19 protein-coding genes are annotated in these 15562 nt (G+C 74.1%); 7 read left to right on the top strand and 12 right to left on the bottom strand.

All coding sequences use genetic code 11. From position 1 onward, the window contains the following. Position 1: 1 nt before the first annotated feature. The gene (locus AB0J66_RS02795; RefSeq protein WP_364655101.1) at positions 2 to 160 is read right to left on the bottom strand and encodes a hypothetical protein; all 159 of its coding nucleotides are present in this window, start codon (positions 158 to 160) and stop codon (positions 2 to 4) included. 145 nt (positions 161 to 305) lie between these two features. Between AB0J66_RS02795 and AB0J66_RS02790 the strand changes: the two genes are divergently transcribed. The 3 genes from AB0J66_RS02790 to AB0J66_RS02780 all read left to right on the top strand — a co-directional run bounded on the left by AB0J66_RS02790 (position 306) and on the right by AB0J66_RS02780 (position 1252). Next, the gene (locus tag AB0J66_RS02790) at positions 306 to 803 is read left to right on the top strand and encodes a Crp/Fnr family transcriptional regulator (RefSeq protein WP_364655099.1); all 498 of its coding nucleotides are present in this window, start codon (positions 306 to 308) and stop codon (positions 801 to 803) included. After that, complete coding sequence (locus AB0J66_RS02785; protein ID WP_364655097.1) at positions 800 to 985, top strand: DUF6767 domain-containing protein; 186 nt, start codon at positions 800 to 802, stop codon at positions 983 to 985. The genes AB0J66_RS02790 and AB0J66_RS02785 overlap by 4 nt, the downstream gene beginning before the upstream one ends. Before the next feature lie 78 nt (positions 986 to 1063). Beyond that, a complete protein-coding gene (locus tag AB0J66_RS02780) occupies positions 1064 to 1252 on the top strand; it encodes a hypothetical protein (protein ID WP_364655096.1) in 189 nt (62 codons plus the stop codon). On the opposite strand, the gene AB0J66_RS02775 is transcribed toward AB0J66_RS02780, so the two are convergent. From AB0J66_RS02775 to AB0J66_RS02725, 11 genes are all read right to left on the bottom strand, one after another. Further along, a complete protein-coding gene (locus AB0J66_RS02775; RefSeq protein WP_364655094.1) occupies positions 1193 to 2608 on the bottom strand; it encodes a serine hydrolase domain-containing protein in 1416 nt (471 codons plus the stop codon). The two genes, AB0J66_RS02780 and AB0J66_RS02775, sit on opposite strands and share 60 nt — an antisense overlap. A 5-nt stretch (positions 2609 to 2613) precedes the next feature. Further along, a complete protein-coding gene (locus AB0J66_RS02770) occupies positions 2614 to 3471 on the bottom strand; it encodes a universal stress protein (RefSeq protein ID WP_364655093.1) in 858 nt (285 codons plus the stop codon). A gap of 89 nt (positions 3472 to 3560) precedes the next feature. Then, a complete protein-coding gene (gene hypE / locus AB0J66_RS02765; RefSeq protein WP_364655091.1) occupies positions 3561 to 4616 on the bottom strand; it encodes a hydrogenase expression/formation protein HypE in 1056 nt (351 codons plus the stop codon). After that, a complete protein-coding gene (gene hypD / locus AB0J66_RS02760) occupies positions 4613 to 5725 on the bottom strand; it encodes a hydrogenase formation protein HypD (RefSeq protein ID WP_364655089.1) in 1113 nt (370 codons plus the stop codon). The genes hypE and hypD overlap by 4 nt, the downstream gene beginning before the upstream one ends. Next, complete coding sequence (locus AB0J66_RS02755) at positions 5722 to 5970, bottom strand: HypC/HybG/HupF family hydrogenase formation chaperone (RefSeq protein WP_364655088.1); 249 nt, start codon at positions 5968 to 5970, stop codon at positions 5722 to 5724. The genes hypD and AB0J66_RS02755 overlap by 4 nt, the downstream gene beginning before the upstream one ends. 1 nt (position 5971) lies before the next feature. Beyond that, positions 5972 to 8242, bottom strand: a complete 2271-nt coding sequence (gene hypF, locus AB0J66_RS02750; protein ID WP_364655086.1) for a carbamoyltransferase HypF — start codon at positions 8240 to 8242, stop codon at positions 5972 to 5974. Further along, entirely contained in the window at positions 8239 to 8700 is a 462-nt protein-coding gene (locus AB0J66_RS02745) for a hydrogenase maturation protease (protein ID WP_364655085.1), read from the bottom strand. The genes hypF and AB0J66_RS02745 overlap by 4 nt, the downstream gene beginning before the upstream one ends. 1 nt (position 8701) lies before the next feature. After that, positions 8702 to 10000 (bottom strand): Ni/Fe hydrogenase subunit alpha, encoded by a 1299-nt coding sequence (locus AB0J66_RS02740; protein WP_364655084.1) that lies wholly within the window; start codon positions 9998 to 10000, stop codon positions 8702 to 8704. After that, positions 9997 to 10752, bottom strand: coding sequence for an oxidoreductase (locus tag AB0J66_RS02735; protein ID WP_364655082.1), 756 nt, complete (start codon positions 10750 to 10752; stop codon positions 9997 to 9999). Before AB0J66_RS02735 ends, AB0J66_RS02740 begins: the two co-directional genes overlap by 4 nt. Next, positions 10752 to 11561 carry an FAD/NAD(P)-binding protein gene (locus AB0J66_RS02730; RefSeq protein WP_364655081.1) on the bottom strand — a complete coding sequence of 270 codons (810 nt, stop codon included), beginning with the start codon at positions 11559 to 11561 and terminating at the stop codon, positions 10752 to 10754. Before AB0J66_RS02730 ends, AB0J66_RS02735 begins: the two co-directional genes overlap by 1 nt. Beyond that, positions 11558 to 12667, bottom strand: a complete 1110-nt coding sequence (locus AB0J66_RS02725; RefSeq protein ID WP_364655079.1) for a 4Fe-4S dicluster domain-containing protein — start codon at positions 12665 to 12667, stop codon at positions 11558 to 11560. Before AB0J66_RS02725 ends, AB0J66_RS02730 begins: the two co-directional genes overlap by 4 nt. A 196-nt stretch (positions 12668 to 12863) precedes the next feature. Between AB0J66_RS02725 and AB0J66_RS02720 the strand changes: the two genes are divergently transcribed. From AB0J66_RS02720 to AB0J66_RS02705, 4 genes are read left to right on the top strand one after another with little or no spacing between them, the layout of a single operon-like run. Then, on the top strand, positions 12864 to 13349 hold the full coding sequence (locus tag AB0J66_RS02720) for a flavodoxin domain-containing protein (protein ID WP_364655077.1): 486 nt from the start codon (positions 12864 to 12866) through the stop codon (positions 13347 to 13349). Next, a complete protein-coding gene (locus tag AB0J66_RS02715) occupies positions 13346 to 14212 on the top strand; it encodes a universal stress protein (protein WP_364655075.1) in 867 nt (288 codons plus the stop codon). Before AB0J66_RS02720 ends, AB0J66_RS02715 begins: the two co-directional genes overlap by 4 nt. A gap of 9 nt (positions 14213 to 14221) precedes the next feature. Then, positions 14222 to 15037, top strand: coding sequence for a universal stress protein (locus AB0J66_RS02710; RefSeq protein ID WP_364655073.1), 816 nt, complete (start codon positions 14222 to 14224; stop codon positions 15035 to 15037). Positions 15038 to 15091: 54 nt separating this feature from the next. Beyond that, the gene (locus AB0J66_RS02705) at positions 15092 to 15562 is read left to right on the top strand and encodes a universal stress protein (RefSeq protein WP_364655071.1); all 471 of its coding nucleotides are present in this window, start codon (positions 15092 to 15094) and stop codon (positions 15560 to 15562) included.

The following is a 15562-nucleotide window of genomic DNA, read 5'->3' as shown; positions in this document are numbered from 1 at the left end:
CTCACGACGTCCGGCGCGGCCGGCTCGACCGGCCGATTGCCCCGATCAGATCCACGGCCAGGCATACGAACAACGCGACCCCCCAGCCGTTCCACGGACCCCACGAAACGACATCCGGTGTCCCGTTGATGAGCCAGACGATCAGCCAGATGACAGTCACGGCGCGCCTCCCTCGTCCTCTCAGGCATACCGCCGGCAGCCGCCGGACCGGTAGGGCCGCTTGTTCGGGCACCACCGGACTTCCGGCCCTGCCGACCCCGGAGCACGCGGACCACAGTGGGGGCAAGCCCGGAAAGGAGCCGACAGTGACAACCTCGTTGACAGTCTTCGACAACCTCGCCCTGCACCCGCTGATCGCCGACTTTCCCGCCCGGTGGCTGCACCGGCTGGCCGCGTGCGGCACACCCGCCCGGTGGCCCGCCTCGACCCGGCTGTTGCGCGAGGGCCATCCCGGCGACCAGCTGTGGCTGATCTCGGCCGGCCTCGTGCAGCTCGACTTCCACGTGCCCGGCGGCGACGTGCCGATCGAGCGCATCGGCGGCGGCGACGTCGTCGGATGGTCCTGCCTCGTCCCGCCGTTCCGCTCCACCGTCGGCGCTTTCGTCGTCGAGGACTGTCACACGATCGAGCTGCGGGCCGGCGCGGTTCGTGAGCTGATCGCCGAGGACCCGATGTTCGGCCTGGCGTTCACCAACCGGATCCTCGCCGTGGCCCAGCGCCGCCTGCGGACGGCCCGGGGCCGCGTCGCCGATCTCTGCGCCGCCCGATCGCCGATTCTCACCCCGGAGGGCACAAGGGCATGAAGCCGGACGCTCGCTGCCCCGTACGGCCCGGTGAGCCCTGCACACTGTGCGAGATGGGCGCCACCGGCCCGCAGGACTGCCCGCTGGTGTACCTCGTCATGACCGACGACGAACTGTGGGCTGGGGTTCGCGAGGCGGCCCGGAGAGCCCGTGCCGCAAGGGCCCGGAGGAATCCGCCATGACCGGCCGGCGGCGCTCTGCTGGACCGGCTCGTCGACCACACCGGCGGAGCGCTGGCCGCCGCCGGCGACGATCGCTCGGTGGAGCATCTGCTGACCCTGGCGCGGGCCCGGGGGACCGGCGCCGACCGGCAGCGCGCCGTGTGGAACGGGGCCGGCTCCCCGGCCGACGTGGTGGCTGCCCTGGCCGCGACGACCCGGACGGACCGTTCACCGGCTTCGGGCGAGTCGCAGCGGTCCGAGGTCGAGATGGACGGCGCGCGCCGGTGACCCGGGCTCACCGGAGAACACGACTCGGCCCCCGCCGAACGGCAGATCGGCCCGGAACACGAAGGGGTCGCCGGGATCGTCGGGCCGCAGCGGCATCCCGCGCAGCAGCATGGGCACCGGGCTCAGGAAGCGGATCACCAGCTGCCCGCGCCGCACCAGCACCTCAGCCCCGGCGCCGAGGAACAAGCGCGCCGGATCGGTCGCGTAGGCCGACAGCCGGTAGCGGCCGCACAGATCGGCCCACACCTCCGGATGGTGCGGGGCGTCGTGCCGGGCGGCCGGATCCGGCAGGTCCAGCAGGTTCCGGATCAGGCCGGCCACTTCCGGGCCGAGCCAGTGCAGGCCGCGGCGGGCGCCGTTGGCCAGGGCCACCACGGCCGCGCCGGCCGCGGGCACCAGGAGCAGGTGCGCGTCGAAGCCGGGCAGGACACCGTCGTGCTCGACGGCGAGCAAGCTGCCCAGATCGGCCCGGAAGAACGCCAGGCCGATACCGGGGACGCGCGGGTCCGGCTGGTAGTGCGGGGCGAACATCTCGGCCACGGTGGCCGAGGGCAGGATCGATCCGTGCTCGTTGCGGCCACCGCCGAGCAGGGCCGAGGCGTACCGCGCGACGTCGGCCGCCGTGGACCACACGCCACCGGCGGCCGCGGTGATCACGTCGTAGTCCGCGACCATCGTGGCGCCGCGCCGCCGCAGCTCGTAGCCGATGGCCCGCTCCCCGCGCACCCGGTCCGAGCGCTCCAGGTCGGTGTGCCGCATCCCCAGCGGCTCGAAGACGTTCTCCCGCAGATACCGGTCCAGCGTCACACCGGTCACGTCGGCGACAATCTGGCCCAGCGTGACGAAGCCATGGTTGGTGTACATGAAACGGGTGCCCGGGTCGGCGTGGATCCGCAGATGACCCCGGTAGTACTCGGCCGGGCCGGGCACCGGCGCGCCGTGGCGCACGGTCTCCCCGAGGTCCCGCAACCGCAGCAGGCCGGACGGCCGGCGCACCTCGCCGATGCCCGCGGTGTGGGTCAGCAGGTGCCGCACCGTGGCCGGCCGGAAGCCGGGACGCCCGGGACCGAGTCGGTATGCCCGCAGGTAGGCCTGGGCCGGGGCGTCCAGGTCGATCAGCCCGCGGTCACGTAGCTGCAGGACCGCGATCGCGGTCATGGTCTTGGTGATGGAGCCGATCCGGAAGACCGTCTCCGGCGTGACCGGCGCCCGCGTCGCGATGCCGCCCAGCCCGTGCAAGCCGAACGCGATCGGCCCGGCCGGGCGGACCACGGCCAGCGCCAGTCCGACGCAGGGCCGCCGGCGCGCGATCGCGACGGCGCTGCGTGTCAGCGACTCCTCGGTCGGGCCGATCATATCCGTCAGCCGATCAGGAAGACGGGGCAGCGCGCCCGCTGCAGCAGCGGCCGGACGGCCGGGCTCCGGCGGGGTACCACCAGCGCGGCGGCCTGATCGGAGACGTCGAGCAACGCCTCGGCCGCGGTCTCGGTGACGAATCGCGAGTGCGTGGTGACGCCGTCCACGACCTTCGTGCGGGGCATCCTCGGGCTCCGGTCCGGGTACAGCAAGACGAGATCACTGCCCCGCAGGCGGGCCTCGCGCCGGGCGAACTCGCCGGCCGGATCCTCCGGGCCGTCGACGCCGGCCACGATCGGCCGCCGGCCGAAACCCGGTCCCGGCGGCCAACCGGGGACACGCACGACCAGCACCGGGCCGTTGTGGTCGGTGGCCACCCGGTCGGCCACGCTGACGCCGAAGACGGTACTGGCCGGACCGTGCCGGTGTCCCACCACCACCAGCCCGGCGTCCCGCGCGGCGACCAGCAGATGCGTGGCTGCCGAGCCGACGACCAGGCGACTGGTCACCGCGACCGTCGGCGCGCTCGCGTGTACCCGGTCGATCAACCGCTCGAGCAGGCGAGCGCCGTCCTCTCGGGTGGGCTGGTGGAGGCTGCCGGAGTGCTGCGCGTGCAGGATCCGCAGACCCCAGCCGCGCAGCTCGGCTTCGATGGCCGCATGGTCCAGGGCAATGTAGCTGGTCGGTGTGTCGTCCACCCCGGCCAGCACCAGCCCGGTCCGCGCCGATGCAACCACCGGCCGCATCGGTTCCTCCGATCGATAGCTACCCACGCCCAGATAGCGATCGACGGCCTCGCTGTATCTGGTGGACCGCCCGTCGCGGGCGTCCCGCTCCGTCTGTAGCTTCTCCAGCTCGCTCATGACCGGCCTCCCGGACCCGCTCGTCCTCTTTCATCAGAACCCCGGCCCGGCCCGGTGGGCAGGGCCGAAGGTCCGCTTCCTGGTCCCGTTCAGCAGATTCGCGGCAACTGCTCCCCCAGCGGCATGTCGATCACCCGCCGGGCGCCCATCGCCGTGCGCAGCATCACCGGGCCCGCCTCGGACACTGTGCCGACGCGGACCGCCCCGGTGCCCTCGGGCCGGGACCGCATCGCCTCGAGCACGGCCTGCGCCCGCTCCGGGGCGACGTAGGCGACGAGGCAGCCCTCGTTGGCCACCGACAGCGGGTCCAGGCCGAGCAGCTCACAAGCCGCCCGGACCGGCTCGCCGACCGGCAGCGACAGCTCCTCGACCTCGGCCCCCGTCCCGGACGCGACGGCGATCTCGTTGAGCGTTGCCGCCAGCCCACCCCGGGTCGGATCGCGCAACGAGTGCACGCCGTCGCCGCCCGCGGCCATCATGGCGGCGACCAGACGGTGCAGCGGCCGGGTGTCGGAAGCGACGTCGGCCTCGAAGCCGAGCCCCTCGCGGCTGCTGAGCACCGTGACGCCGTGACCGCCGATCGGCCCCGACAGCAGGATGGCGTCGCCTGGGCGGGCCCGGGCGGCCGACGGCAGCGGGTCCGGCGGGCAGCGCCCGAGACCCGCGGTGGTCACGAAGATCCGGTCGGCGGCGCCACGGCCGACGACCTTGGTGTCCCCGGTGACCACCGGCACCCCGGCATCCGCGGCCGCTCGCCCGACCGAGGCGGCCACCCGGCGCAGTTCCTCGATCGGGAAGCCCTCCTCCACGATGTACGCCACCGTCAGCGCGACGGGCATGGCCGCGCGCATGGCCAGGTCGTTGATCGTGCCGTGCACGGCGAGCGCGCCGATGTCGCCGCCGGGGAAGAAGAGCGGATCCACCACGTACGCGTCTGTGCTCAAAGCCAGTGCGGTCTGCCCCACCGCCACCACCGCGGCATCCTCCGGCGGGCCGCCCGGCGCGACGGCGCCGAGCGCCGGCACCAGGACGTGGCCGATCAGCTCGGCCGAGAGCCGGCCGCCAGCTCCGTGCCCGAGCAGGATCAGCTCCGTCTCGGGCCGTGGCGCCGGGCAGCTTCCGGTAGTGGGGTCGACGGCGGTCATGACGGTCCCTCCCGTTGTGGTGGCCGGCGCCGGCCCGCGGTGAAGTAGGCGGCGCAGGTACCTTCGGCCGACACCATGGGCGCGCCGAGCGGGGTCCGGGGCGTACAGGTGGTGCCGTAGGCGATGCAGTCGGTCGGCTTCCTGGCCCCGGTCAGAATCTGCCCGGCGAGGCAGGCCGGATGTTCCCGGGCCACGAGCCGGCCGACGTCGAAGCGGCGCTCGGCGTCGAACGCGGCGAACTCGGCGGCCAGGCGCAAACCGCTGGCCGGGATCGTGCCGATCCCCCGCCACCGCCGGTCGGTCACCGCGAAGACGCGCCGGACGGCGTCCCGCGCGGCCGTGTTGCCGTCGCGGCGAACCGCGCGGGCGTACTGGTTCTCGACCTCGTGCCGCCCCTGCTCGAGCTGCCGCACCGCCATCAGGATCCCCTCGACCAGGTCGAGCGGTTCGAAGCCGGTGACCACGATGGGCACCCGGTAGCGGGCGGCCAGCGGCTCATACTCGGTCCAGCCCATGACCGCGCACACGTGCCCGGCCCCGAGGAACCCCTGCACCTGGCAGCCGGGCGCGCGCAGCACGGCCTCCATGGCCGGCGGCACGAGGACGTGGCTGACCAGCATGCTGAAGTTGGTCAGGCCGAGGGCGGCCGCCTGCAGCACGGCCATCGCGTTGGCCGGCGCGGTGGTCTCGAAGCCGACGGCCAGGAAGACGACCTGCCGGCCGGGTTCCCGGCGGGCCAGGGTCACCGCGTCCATCGGCGAGTACACCACCCGCACGTCGGCGCCGCGGGCCCGCAGCGCCAGCAGGTCCGTCCGAGAACCGGGCACCCGCAGCATATCGCCGAAGCTGGTCAGGATCGTGCCGGGCCGCTGCGCGATGGCCACCGCCCGGTCGAGGACCTCCAGCGGGGTGACGCAGACCGGGCAGCCCGGCCCATGGACCATACGAAGACCGGCCGGCAGCAGCTCGTCGATGCCCTGGCGCACGATGGTGTTGGTCTGCCCGCCGCACACCTCCATCAGCGCCCAGGGCCGGGTGGTGATCCGCCGGAGCTCGGCCAGCAACGCCCGGGCCAGCACGGGATCGCGGTACTCGTCGAGATACTTCACGGTTCCAGCTCCCGCCCCAGCACGCCGTCCATGGCCCGCAGCACCTCCAGGGTGCGCCGGGCCTCGGCGGCGTCGACCGTGCTGATCGCGAAGCCGACGTGGACGATCACGTAGTCGCCGGCCCGCGCCTCGGGCACGTAGGAGAGGCAGACCCGCTTGCGGACGCCGCCGAAGTCGACCGTCCCCATCGGCAGGCCGTCCTCCCTCTCGATGGCGGTCACCTGGCCCGGAACGCCTAGGCACATGTCAGCTCCCCTCGGCCAGCCGGGCGGCGGCGACCACCGCCTGGCCGTAACTGATGCCGCCGTCGTTGGCCGGCACCTCACGGTTGAGCAGCGCGGTCAGCCCGGCCGCGCGCAGATCCCGGGTCAGCTCGCCGGCGAGGATCCGGCTCTGCAGGCAGCCGCCGGAGAGGCAGACCGCGCTCACCCCGGTCTGCTCGGCGGCGCGGGCGCACAGGGCCACGGTCACGTCGATCACCGCGCGATGCACGGCCGCGGCCAGGGCGGCGGCCGGCTCACCGTCGGCCTGGCGCCGCAGCAACGCGCCGAGCGTGCCCGACCAGTCGTAGACGGACAGGCCGCCGCGCCGGACGATCCGCCACGGAAGGGGTTCCGGCGTGCCGACGGCCCGATGGGCAGCGGTCTCCAGCCGAATCGCCGCCTCCCCCTCGTAGCCGGCGTCATCGCAGAGCCCGAGCAGGCTCGCGGTCGCGTCGAGGAACCGGCCCGCGCTGGACGCGTGCGGGCTGCGCACCCCGCGCTCGATCATCCGGCGCAGCCGGCCGAGGTCGGCGGCGGGCATCCGGGCCGCCGGCGCCGGTCGCGGCCCGGCCGGCAGGGGGAACTCGCCGCCGTACAGGTAGCCGAGCGCCATCCGGGCCGGGTGGCGGACCGCGGCCTCCCCGCCGGGCAGCGGCGCGGTGCCGAACCGGGCCAGCCGGCGGAAGCCGGTGTAGGTGGCCAGCAGCAGCTCGCCGCCCCAGAGCCGGCCGTCGTCGCCGAGCCCGAGGCCGTCGTAGGCGACACCCAGGAACGGGCCCTCGACGCCGTTCTCGGCCGCGCACGAGACCACATGGGCGTGGTGGTGCTGCACCGCGAGGCGCCGGGCGGGCGGCGCCACTTCCCGGGCGTAGGCGGTGGACAGATAGCCGGGATGCAGGTCGTGCGCGACCACCTCGGGACGGCACCGGTGCAACCGGCTGAGCTGGGCCTCGGTGGCCTGGAAGGCGGCCAGGACGTCGGCGTCGGCCAGGTCACCGCCGTGCGGGCCGATCAGGGCCCGCCCACCCCGGGCCAGGGTGAAGGTGTGCTTGAGATGCCCGCCGACCGCCAGCAGCGGCCGAGGAGCGGGGATCGGCAGATCCAGCGGGCGGGGCGCGTAACCGCGGGCCCGGCGGACCAGGCGCGGCGCACCGTCGATCACCTGGACGACCGAGTCGTCGTAACGGGCCCGGATGGGCCGGTCATGGCTCAGGAAGCCGTCGGCGATCCCGGCCAGCCGTTCGGCCGCGTCGGCATCGTCGATGGCGATCGGCTCGTCGGCACGGTTGCCGCTGGTCACCACGAGCGGACGGCCCAGCAGGCCGAGCAACAGGTGGTGCAGTGGGGTCGCGGGAAGGAAGAGGCCGGTCCGGTCGAGGCCGGGCGCCACCGCGGGGGCCAGGCCGGCCCGCACCCCGGCCAGCAGCACGACGGGCCGGGCCGGGGAGCGGAGGGCGGCGGACGCCACCGTGTCCGCCCCCACCACGTCGTGCGCCATCACCGCGAACGGCTTGGTCGGCCGGCGCTTGCGCTCACGCAGCCGTTCCACCGCCGCCGGCGCGGTCGCGTCGCAGATGAGCTGATATCCGCCGAGGCCCTTGAGCGCGACGATCCGGCCGGCCGCGACGGCGGCGGCCGCCGCCGTCAGAGCCCGCTCGCCGTCGGTGCGACGGCCGTGCTCGTGCCAGGCGAGCCGCGGCCCGCACGCCGGGCAGGCGATTGGTTCGGCGTGGTACCGCCGGTCGGCCGGATCGTGGTACTCGGCCGCGCAGTCCGGGCACATCACGAACCCGGCCATGGCGGTGCGCATCCGATCGTAAGGCAGGTCGTCCACGATGGTGGCCCGCGGCCCGCAGGCGGTGCAGTTGATGAACGGGTAGCGGTAGCGGCGGTCGGCCGGGTCGTACAGCTCCCGCAGACAGTCGTCGCAGGTGGCGAGATCGGCCGGGAGCCCGGCGAAGCCACGGGAGACGTCGGCGTCGGCGCTGGGCGCCACCCGGAAACCGGGGGCCGGCGCCGAGGCCACCGGCACAACCGTGATCTCGCCGATGTCCGCGGCGGCCGGCGCCTGCTCCCGCAGCGCCTCGACCAGCCGGTGGACGGCCGCCTCGGTGCCGCCCACCTCGATGAGGACGTCACCGCCGACGTTGCTGACCACGCCGTCGAGGCGCAGGTCGGTGGCGACCCGGTGGACGAACGGGCGGAACCCGACGCCTTGCACGGTGCCCCGGACCCGCACCGACCAGCCGGTCACGGCGTCGCCACCAAGGCGATCACCCGCTCGGCGACCGGCTGGACGGCCGCGGCGACGCCGTCGCTGAGACCGACCCCGAAGCCGAACTCCTGACCGTAGGCGACCAGGGCGACCAGGCGCTCCGGCAACCGATCGAGCGCCCGGGCCAGGGCCGCCGTGACGCCCAGCCCGATGCCGTGCCCCGAGGCGACGTGCCGGGCCTCGCCCGGCTCGGGCAGGGACAGCTCGCACCAGCCGCTGCTGCGGCCGGTACCGGCGGCGACGTCGATGACCACGGCCAGTTCCGCGCCCGACCAGGCGTCCAGCATCCGGCTCGGCTCCCCGTCGCTGACACACAGCTCCACCCCGGCCAGCCGGGCGTCGCGGCGGCCCCGCAGCTCGGCGACAACCTCGGGCCCGAAGCCGTCGTCGCGGCGGAACTCGTTGCCCACCCCGATCACCACCCGCCGGGCTGTCATGTCAGCCCCGGTCCACGCGCAGGTCGAGGAAGTGGGTGGCGCAGGAGATGCACGGGTCGTAGTTGCGGATGGCCTGCTCGCATTCGGCGGTGAGCCGGTCGTCGGGCAGATCCAGCCGACCGGCGACGAAGCGGGCGAGGTCGGCCTCGACCGCGCCCTGGTTCTGCGAGGTGGGCGGCACGATGCGGGCCGAGGTGACCAGTCCTGTGGCGTCCAGCTCGTACCGGTGGAACAGGGTGCCTCGCGGCGCCTCGGTCGCGCCGCGGCCGGCCGCGGCCCGCGGCGGCACCGGGACTGCGGCCGCCGGCGGGGGTTCGTAGTCGTCGATCAGGCGGATCGCCTCCTCCACCGCGTACACCGTCTCGACCGCGCGGACCACGATGCTGCGGTACGGATTGCGGCACTCGGCGCCGAGCCCAGCCGTCTCGGCGCTCTGCCGGGCCAGCGGCGACAACCATTGATGGCTGAGGGTGTAGCGCGCGGCCGGGCCGGTCAGATACCGCCCCCGGCCGGCCAGGCGGGCGTGCAGGGCCGTCGAGTGCGCCACCTGCTCCTCGACGACATGGTCCTCGAATTGCCGCACCTCGAAGGCCAGTCCGCCCGTGGTCCGGACCATGCCGCGCTCGATGGCGTACCGGCCGGGCTCGACCAGCGCCATCATCTCGTGATCGTGCGAGAAGTCCGGGAAGTCGAAGGCGGCCACCCACCGCACGGTGGCCAGCGCCTGGTCGAGGGCGACGCGCAGACGCTCCCGCAGCGCGGCCAGGTCGGCCGGCTCCGGCAGCCGGTAGAAGCCGCCGACCCGGACGTTGACCGGGTGGATGGCCCGGCCGCCGACCACCTCGACCAGGTCGTTGCCGGTCTTCTTCAGCGCCAGGCCGCGTTCGACCAGGTCCGGCCGGTCCTTGGCCAGCTCGAGAGCCGACGGGTAGCCCAGGAAGTCGGGCGCGTGCAGCAGATAGATGTGCAGCGTGTGGCTCTCGATCCACTCGCCGCAGTACAGCAGCCGGCGCAGATCGGCGAGGCCGGGCGGCACCGTGACGCCGCAGGCGTCCTCGATCGCCGCGCAGGCGCTCATCTGGTACGCCACCGGGCAGATCCCGCAGATCCGGGCCGTGACGTCGGGCGGCTCGGTGTGCCGGCGGCCGCGCAGGAACGCCTCGAAGAAGCGGGGCGGCTCGTAGATCTCCAGCCGCACGTCGGCGACGGCGCCGTCACGGACCCGGACGTGCATGGCGCCCTCGCCCTCCACCCGGGCCAGGGCCCGCACGTCGATCAGCCGGTCGGATCGGTGGGTCATGACGCGTCTCCCGCCACTGCCGCGAAGTCGAGCACGTTGAAGGTCCGGTAGAGCCGCGCGGCGTCCTCGCCGGACACGCCGGCCGCTCGCAGCAGCGCGGCCTGGGCCGGGCCGTTGGGGGTCTCGGCCGGCCCGAAGCAGCCGAAACAGCCACGGCCCAGCGCCGGGCAGATCGCCCCGCACCCGGCCCGGGTCACCGGGCCGAGGCAGGGCTCGCCCCGGGCCACCACCACGCAGACGGTGTTGTGGCGCTTGCACTCGAAACAGACGCTGTGCGCCGGCAGGTTCGGCTTGCGGCCGGCGAGCAGGGCGGTGAGGGTATCGAGCAGTTGCCGTTTGTCGATCGGGCAGCCGTGCAGCTCGTAGTCGACGTCGACGTGGGCCGCGATCGGGGTCGAGGTGGCCAGGGTGTCGAGATAACCGGGCCGGGCGTAGACCACCGCCGCGTACTCGGCCACGTCGGCGCTGTTGCGCAGCGCCTGGATGCCGCCGGCGGTGGCGCACGCGCCGATGGTGACCAGCACCCGCGAGGCGGCCCGGATCCGGTGGATCCGCTCGACGTCGGCCGCGGTGGTGATCGAGCCCTCGACCAGCGATACGTCGTAGGGCCCCGGCTCGACCGCGCGGGACGCCTCCAGGAAATGGGCGATCCGCACCTGGGCGGCCACGGCCGGCAGCTCATCCTCGCAGTCGAGCAGGGTGAGCTGGCAGCCGTCGCACGAGGCGAACTTCCAGACAGCGAGGGTGGGCATCACAACTCCCGTACGCTCATCAACGGCTCGGCCACCGGGTAGCGGACAACCGGGCCGTCCCGGCACAGCAGCAGCGGCCCGAGCTGGCAGTGGCCGCACCAGCCCAGCCCGCAGCGCATGTTGCGCTCCAGCGACACCTGCACCCGGCCGGGCGACACGCCCCGGGCGACAAGGGCCTGCACGGTGAACCGCATCATCGGCTCCGGGCCGCAGACGAACGCCGCGGCTGCGCCCAGATCGGCCCGCAGGCCGGGGATCAGGGTGGTCACCAGCCCGGTCCGCCCGGTCCAGCCGTTGCCCGCGCGGTCCACTGTCACCTCGACCTGCGCCCGCGCCGCCCACCGGTCACGGTCCCGCGGATAGAGCAGATCGGCCGGCTGCCGGGCGCCGACGAGGACCGCGATCCGCCCGAACGACGCCCGGTCAGCGAGCAACCGCTCCACGACGGGGCGCAGCGGGGCGAGGCCGATGCCGCCGGCCACCACGATCACGTCGCGTCCGGCGGCCGATCCGACGTCCCACGCCGTGCCGAACGGACCGCGAACCCCGATCACGTCACCGCGCCGCGCGTCGTAGAGGGCCTGGGTCACCGCACCGACCGCACGAATGGTGTGCAGCGGCCGCGGGCCGTGCCATCCGCTCACCGAGATCGGCACATCCCCGATGCCGTAGGCCGTGAGCATCGCGAACTGCCCGGGTCGGAAGACTGGCAGGGACGCGCCCGTCGGGGCCAGCTCCAGCGTGACCGTGTCGGCGGTGTCCACCCACCGGCCCGCGACCCGGTGCGGCACCGGCAGGGCCGCGTTCACGGCTCGTCCCCGGCGGTCGCAGCCGACAGGGCGGCCGCCTCCCGGGTGATGTCGATACCGGCCGGGCACCAGGCGATGCAGCGTCCGCACCCGACGCAGCCGGAGCTGCCGAACTGCTCGGGCCAGGTGCCGATCTTGTGGCTGATCCACTGCCGGTAGCGGGAGGCGGCGGAGGTACGCACCGAGCCGCCGTGCAGATAGGAGAAGTCGACGCTGAAGCAGGAGTCCCAGTGCCGCCAGCGCTCGGCGTGCTCGCCCGTGAGATCGGTGAGGTCCTCGGTCGTGGTGCAGAAGCAGGTGGGGCACACCATGGTGCAGTTGCCGCAGGTCAGGCAGCGCGACGCCACGTCGTCCCAGTGCGGCGACTCCCGGCTGCCCGCGATCAGGGCGGGAAGCGGTTCGTTCGGCATGTGCCGGGTCATCGCGGCCGCCGCCTGCTCGAGCGCGGACGTGGCGGCCAGGACGTCGGCCGTGCCGGCCGGCCGGGACGGCAGGGCGGCCAGCACCTCGGCCCCCGCCGGTGAACCGCTGCGGGCCACGAAACGGTGGCCGCCGTCGAGCAGCTCGGTCAGCGCCAGGTCGAAGCCGCCGGTGGCGGCCGGCCCGGTCCCCATCGACGAGCAGAAGCAGGTGGCGGCCGGCTCGGTGCACTCGGCGGTCACCACGAAGCTGCCGTCGCGGCGGGCGGTGTAGACCGGGTCCGGGTGCTTCCCGCCGGCCAGCACCCGGTCGAGCACCCCGAGCGCGGCGATGTCACAGGGATGCACACCGACGAACGCGAAGCGTTTGCCGGGCTCCTCCGGCCCGGTGGTCGACACCGCGCCGTTCTCGGCCCGCTCGGACGACCAGAGCCGGGCCCGCGGCGGATGCACGAAGTTCTTCAGCGACAGCGGGCCGGCGCAGTGGGCGAACACCGCCTCGTCGGCCCGGCGCCGCAACCGGTAGTGGCCGGCCTCGGTGTCGGCGCTCCACCCGGACGGAAGTTGCCGGGCCGATTCCAGCTCGGCCAGCACCACCGCGCCGTCGCGGACGGTCGGGCCCACGATCGTGTAGCCGCGTTCACGCAGCGCGCTGAAAAGCACGCCCAGCGCGGCGGGATCGATCAACCGAGGCGAATCTCCGGCTCTACTCATGGCGCCTCCCGGACTCCTCTTCACCGTCTGCCGGGTCGCGGCGCCGCGACAGGGCCGGAAGTCCCGCGTCGGCCGGGTGAGGCACCCCCTTGTCCCGGACAGTTCATGCCCTTGTGCCCTGTGCGAGGCCGCTGCGAAGGACTGTGCTGGTACTGATGAGAGGATCACCATGTACGCCAACGTCCTCGTGGTCTACGCGACCAGGAACGGCTCGACCCGGGAGGTCGCCGAGGCGGTCGCCACCGTCGCCCGGGCCGGCGGCGCCCTCGCCGAGACCGTGCCCGCGCATGCCGTCCACGAACCGCTGACGGGGTACGACCTGGTGGTGCTGGGCGCGCCCCTCTACTCCGGCCGCTGGCATCGCGACGCCCACCGGTTCCTCAAACGGCATCGCGATGACCTGCACACCGTGCCGGCAGCGGTCTTCGCTCTGGGGCCGCGCCGCGACGACGAACAGGCGTGGCGGCACAGCTGGGATCAACTCCATCGGGCGCTCGCGAGGCGGCCCTGGCTCACCCCTGTGGCGACCGGGCTCTTCGGCGGCGCCGACCCTGCCGGGCGTGGCGGCACGACGCGACGCGATCTGCGTGACTGGGCCGAGATCGGCGCCTGGGCCCGGCAGCTGATCGCCTGTCAGGAAAGGGCACCGTCATGACAACCAAGAAAATCATCATCGGGTACGACCGATCGCCACAGGCCAGGATGGCCGCGGCCTGGGCCCTGGACGAGGCGGCGCGGACGCGCGCCTCGATCGAGTTCTTCTATGCCTACGAATGGCCCGTCTGGGCGCCGGCGGTCTCGATGATCCCGTCACCCTCCATCCTGCCGCAGGCGGAGATCCGCCGCGGGGTCGAGGGCATCCTGGCCGACGCGATCGCCGAAGCCCGCCGGAGCCATCCGGAAGTGACCGCGACAAGTGTCACCATGGACGCCGACGCCGTTCCGTCGCTGATCGACCGGTCCGCGGGGGCCCGCATGATCGTGCTGGGCGCACACGGCCACAGCGGCGTGTCGGGCCTGCTCGGCTCGATCACCGTCGCGGTCAGCGCGCACGCACACTGCCCGGTCGTGGTGGTGCGGGGCACCGCGCAGGCGCACCGCCCGATCGTGGCCGGCGTCGACGAGTCGGCCGATGCCCACGCCGTGCTGAGCTTCGCTTTCGACGCGGCTGCCGACCTCCACGTGCCGCTGCACGTGATCCGGACCTGGGCGCCCACCGTCGGCATGGTGAACGCCACCGAGCTGGCCCGCGGCACGGTTCCGCCCGGGATCCGGCGGCCGTTCGACGAGCTCGTGACCGGCTGGCGGGACAAGTACCCGGCGGTGCCGGTCACCGCGCGGGCGGTCGTCCGCCATCCCGCGGCGGAGCTCACCGAGGCGAGCGGAGCCGCTCAGCTTCTCGTGGTGGGCACCCACGGCCGTGGCCGGCTGGGCGGGCTGTTGCTCGGCTCGGTCAGCCAGCATCTGCTGCGCCACGCCGCCTGCCCGGTCGTCGTCACCCATGAGACCAGGGGGTGAGGGATACCCATGGACCGTCGTTCGATCGTCGTCGGGGCCGACGGCTCCGACCCCGGCTACACGGCCGTCGCCTGGGCGGCCCGCGAAGCCGGGTATCGCCGGGCGCCGCTGCGAATCGTCCACGTTCTTGAGGGACGTCCGGTTGATCGGGGCGACCGCGACGAGCGCTCCTACATAGAGGCCATGTGGGCCGACTCGAACAGCTTCATCACCGAGGCGACCCGGCGGGCCCACCGGATCGCCCCGGAGGTCGCCGTTCGATCCGACACCCTGCTCGGCCGGCCGGTCGAACGGCTGCGTGAGCTCGCCCGCGAGGCCGACCTGATGGTCGTCGGGCACCGCGGGCGGGGCGGCTTCGCCGGCCTGGGACTGGGGTCGGTCGGCGAACGGGTCGCCCGCCGCGCGCCGTGCCCAGTCGCCGTCGTCCGCGGCCGTATCACCCCCGACGGGCCCGTCGTGGCCGGCGTCGACGACTCCCCGGCCGCCGACGCGGTTCTCGGCACGGCGTTCCGGGCCGCGGCCGACAGGGCCAAGGGCCTCGTGGTGGTCCATGCCGGGGCGCAGCGGGACCGCGTCGAGGAGCAGGTGGCGCCCTGGCGCCCGAAGTATCCGCGGGTGGCCGTGCGGCTGGATCCCTCCGGCGGGGATCCGGGGCCGGCGCTGGCCCAGCTCTCCACCGGCGCCCGGCTCGTCGTCGTCGGTAGTCGCGGCCGCGACTACCCGCGCAGCCTGCTGCTGGGCTCGACCGGCCTGTACCTGCTCCACCACGCCGGCTGCCCGGTGCTGATTACGCGTCCCACGGAAGCAAGGGACTTTGGACTCTGATCCGCCACCGCCGCGGACGGCACGGTGGAGGAGAACCCCGACGGAGGTGAAGCCATGACCGATCGACATCTGATCGTCGTGGGCGTGGACGGCTCGGAAGGTGGCCGCCGCGCCCTGGAGTGGGCCGTACGCGAGGCGGCCACGCGCGGCAGCGCCGTGCAGGCCGTCATCGCCTGGTCGTGGGACGGGCTCGAGTTCGGGCCGGTCACCGCGACCAACCCCGAGGAAGCGAAGGAGCGCGCCACCCGGGTGCTCGACGACGAGGTCCGAGCGCTCCTGCCGCGCTACGGCTCGCATCTCCCGGTCGCCACCGAGGTGATCGAGGGCCCGCCCGCGGATGTGCTCGGCGCCTGCAGCCGCTCGGCCGACCTGCTCGTGCTGGGCAGCCACGGGCACAACGGGGTGCGGCACACGGTCCTCGGCTCGGTCAGTGAGAAATGCGTCCGCAAGGCGGCCTGCCCGGTCGTCGTGATCCCGGTGCCGGCCGGGACGCGGGCCCATGGCGCCGAGCCCGCCCCGCGGTGA

The sequence above is a fragment of the Actinoplanes sp. NPDC049598 genome (assembly GCF_040675435.1).
GTDB lineage: Bacteria > Actinomycetota > Actinomycetes > Mycobacteriales > Micromonosporaceae > Actinoplanes.
This window is presented reverse-complemented; position numbering and strand designations above follow the sequence as displayed.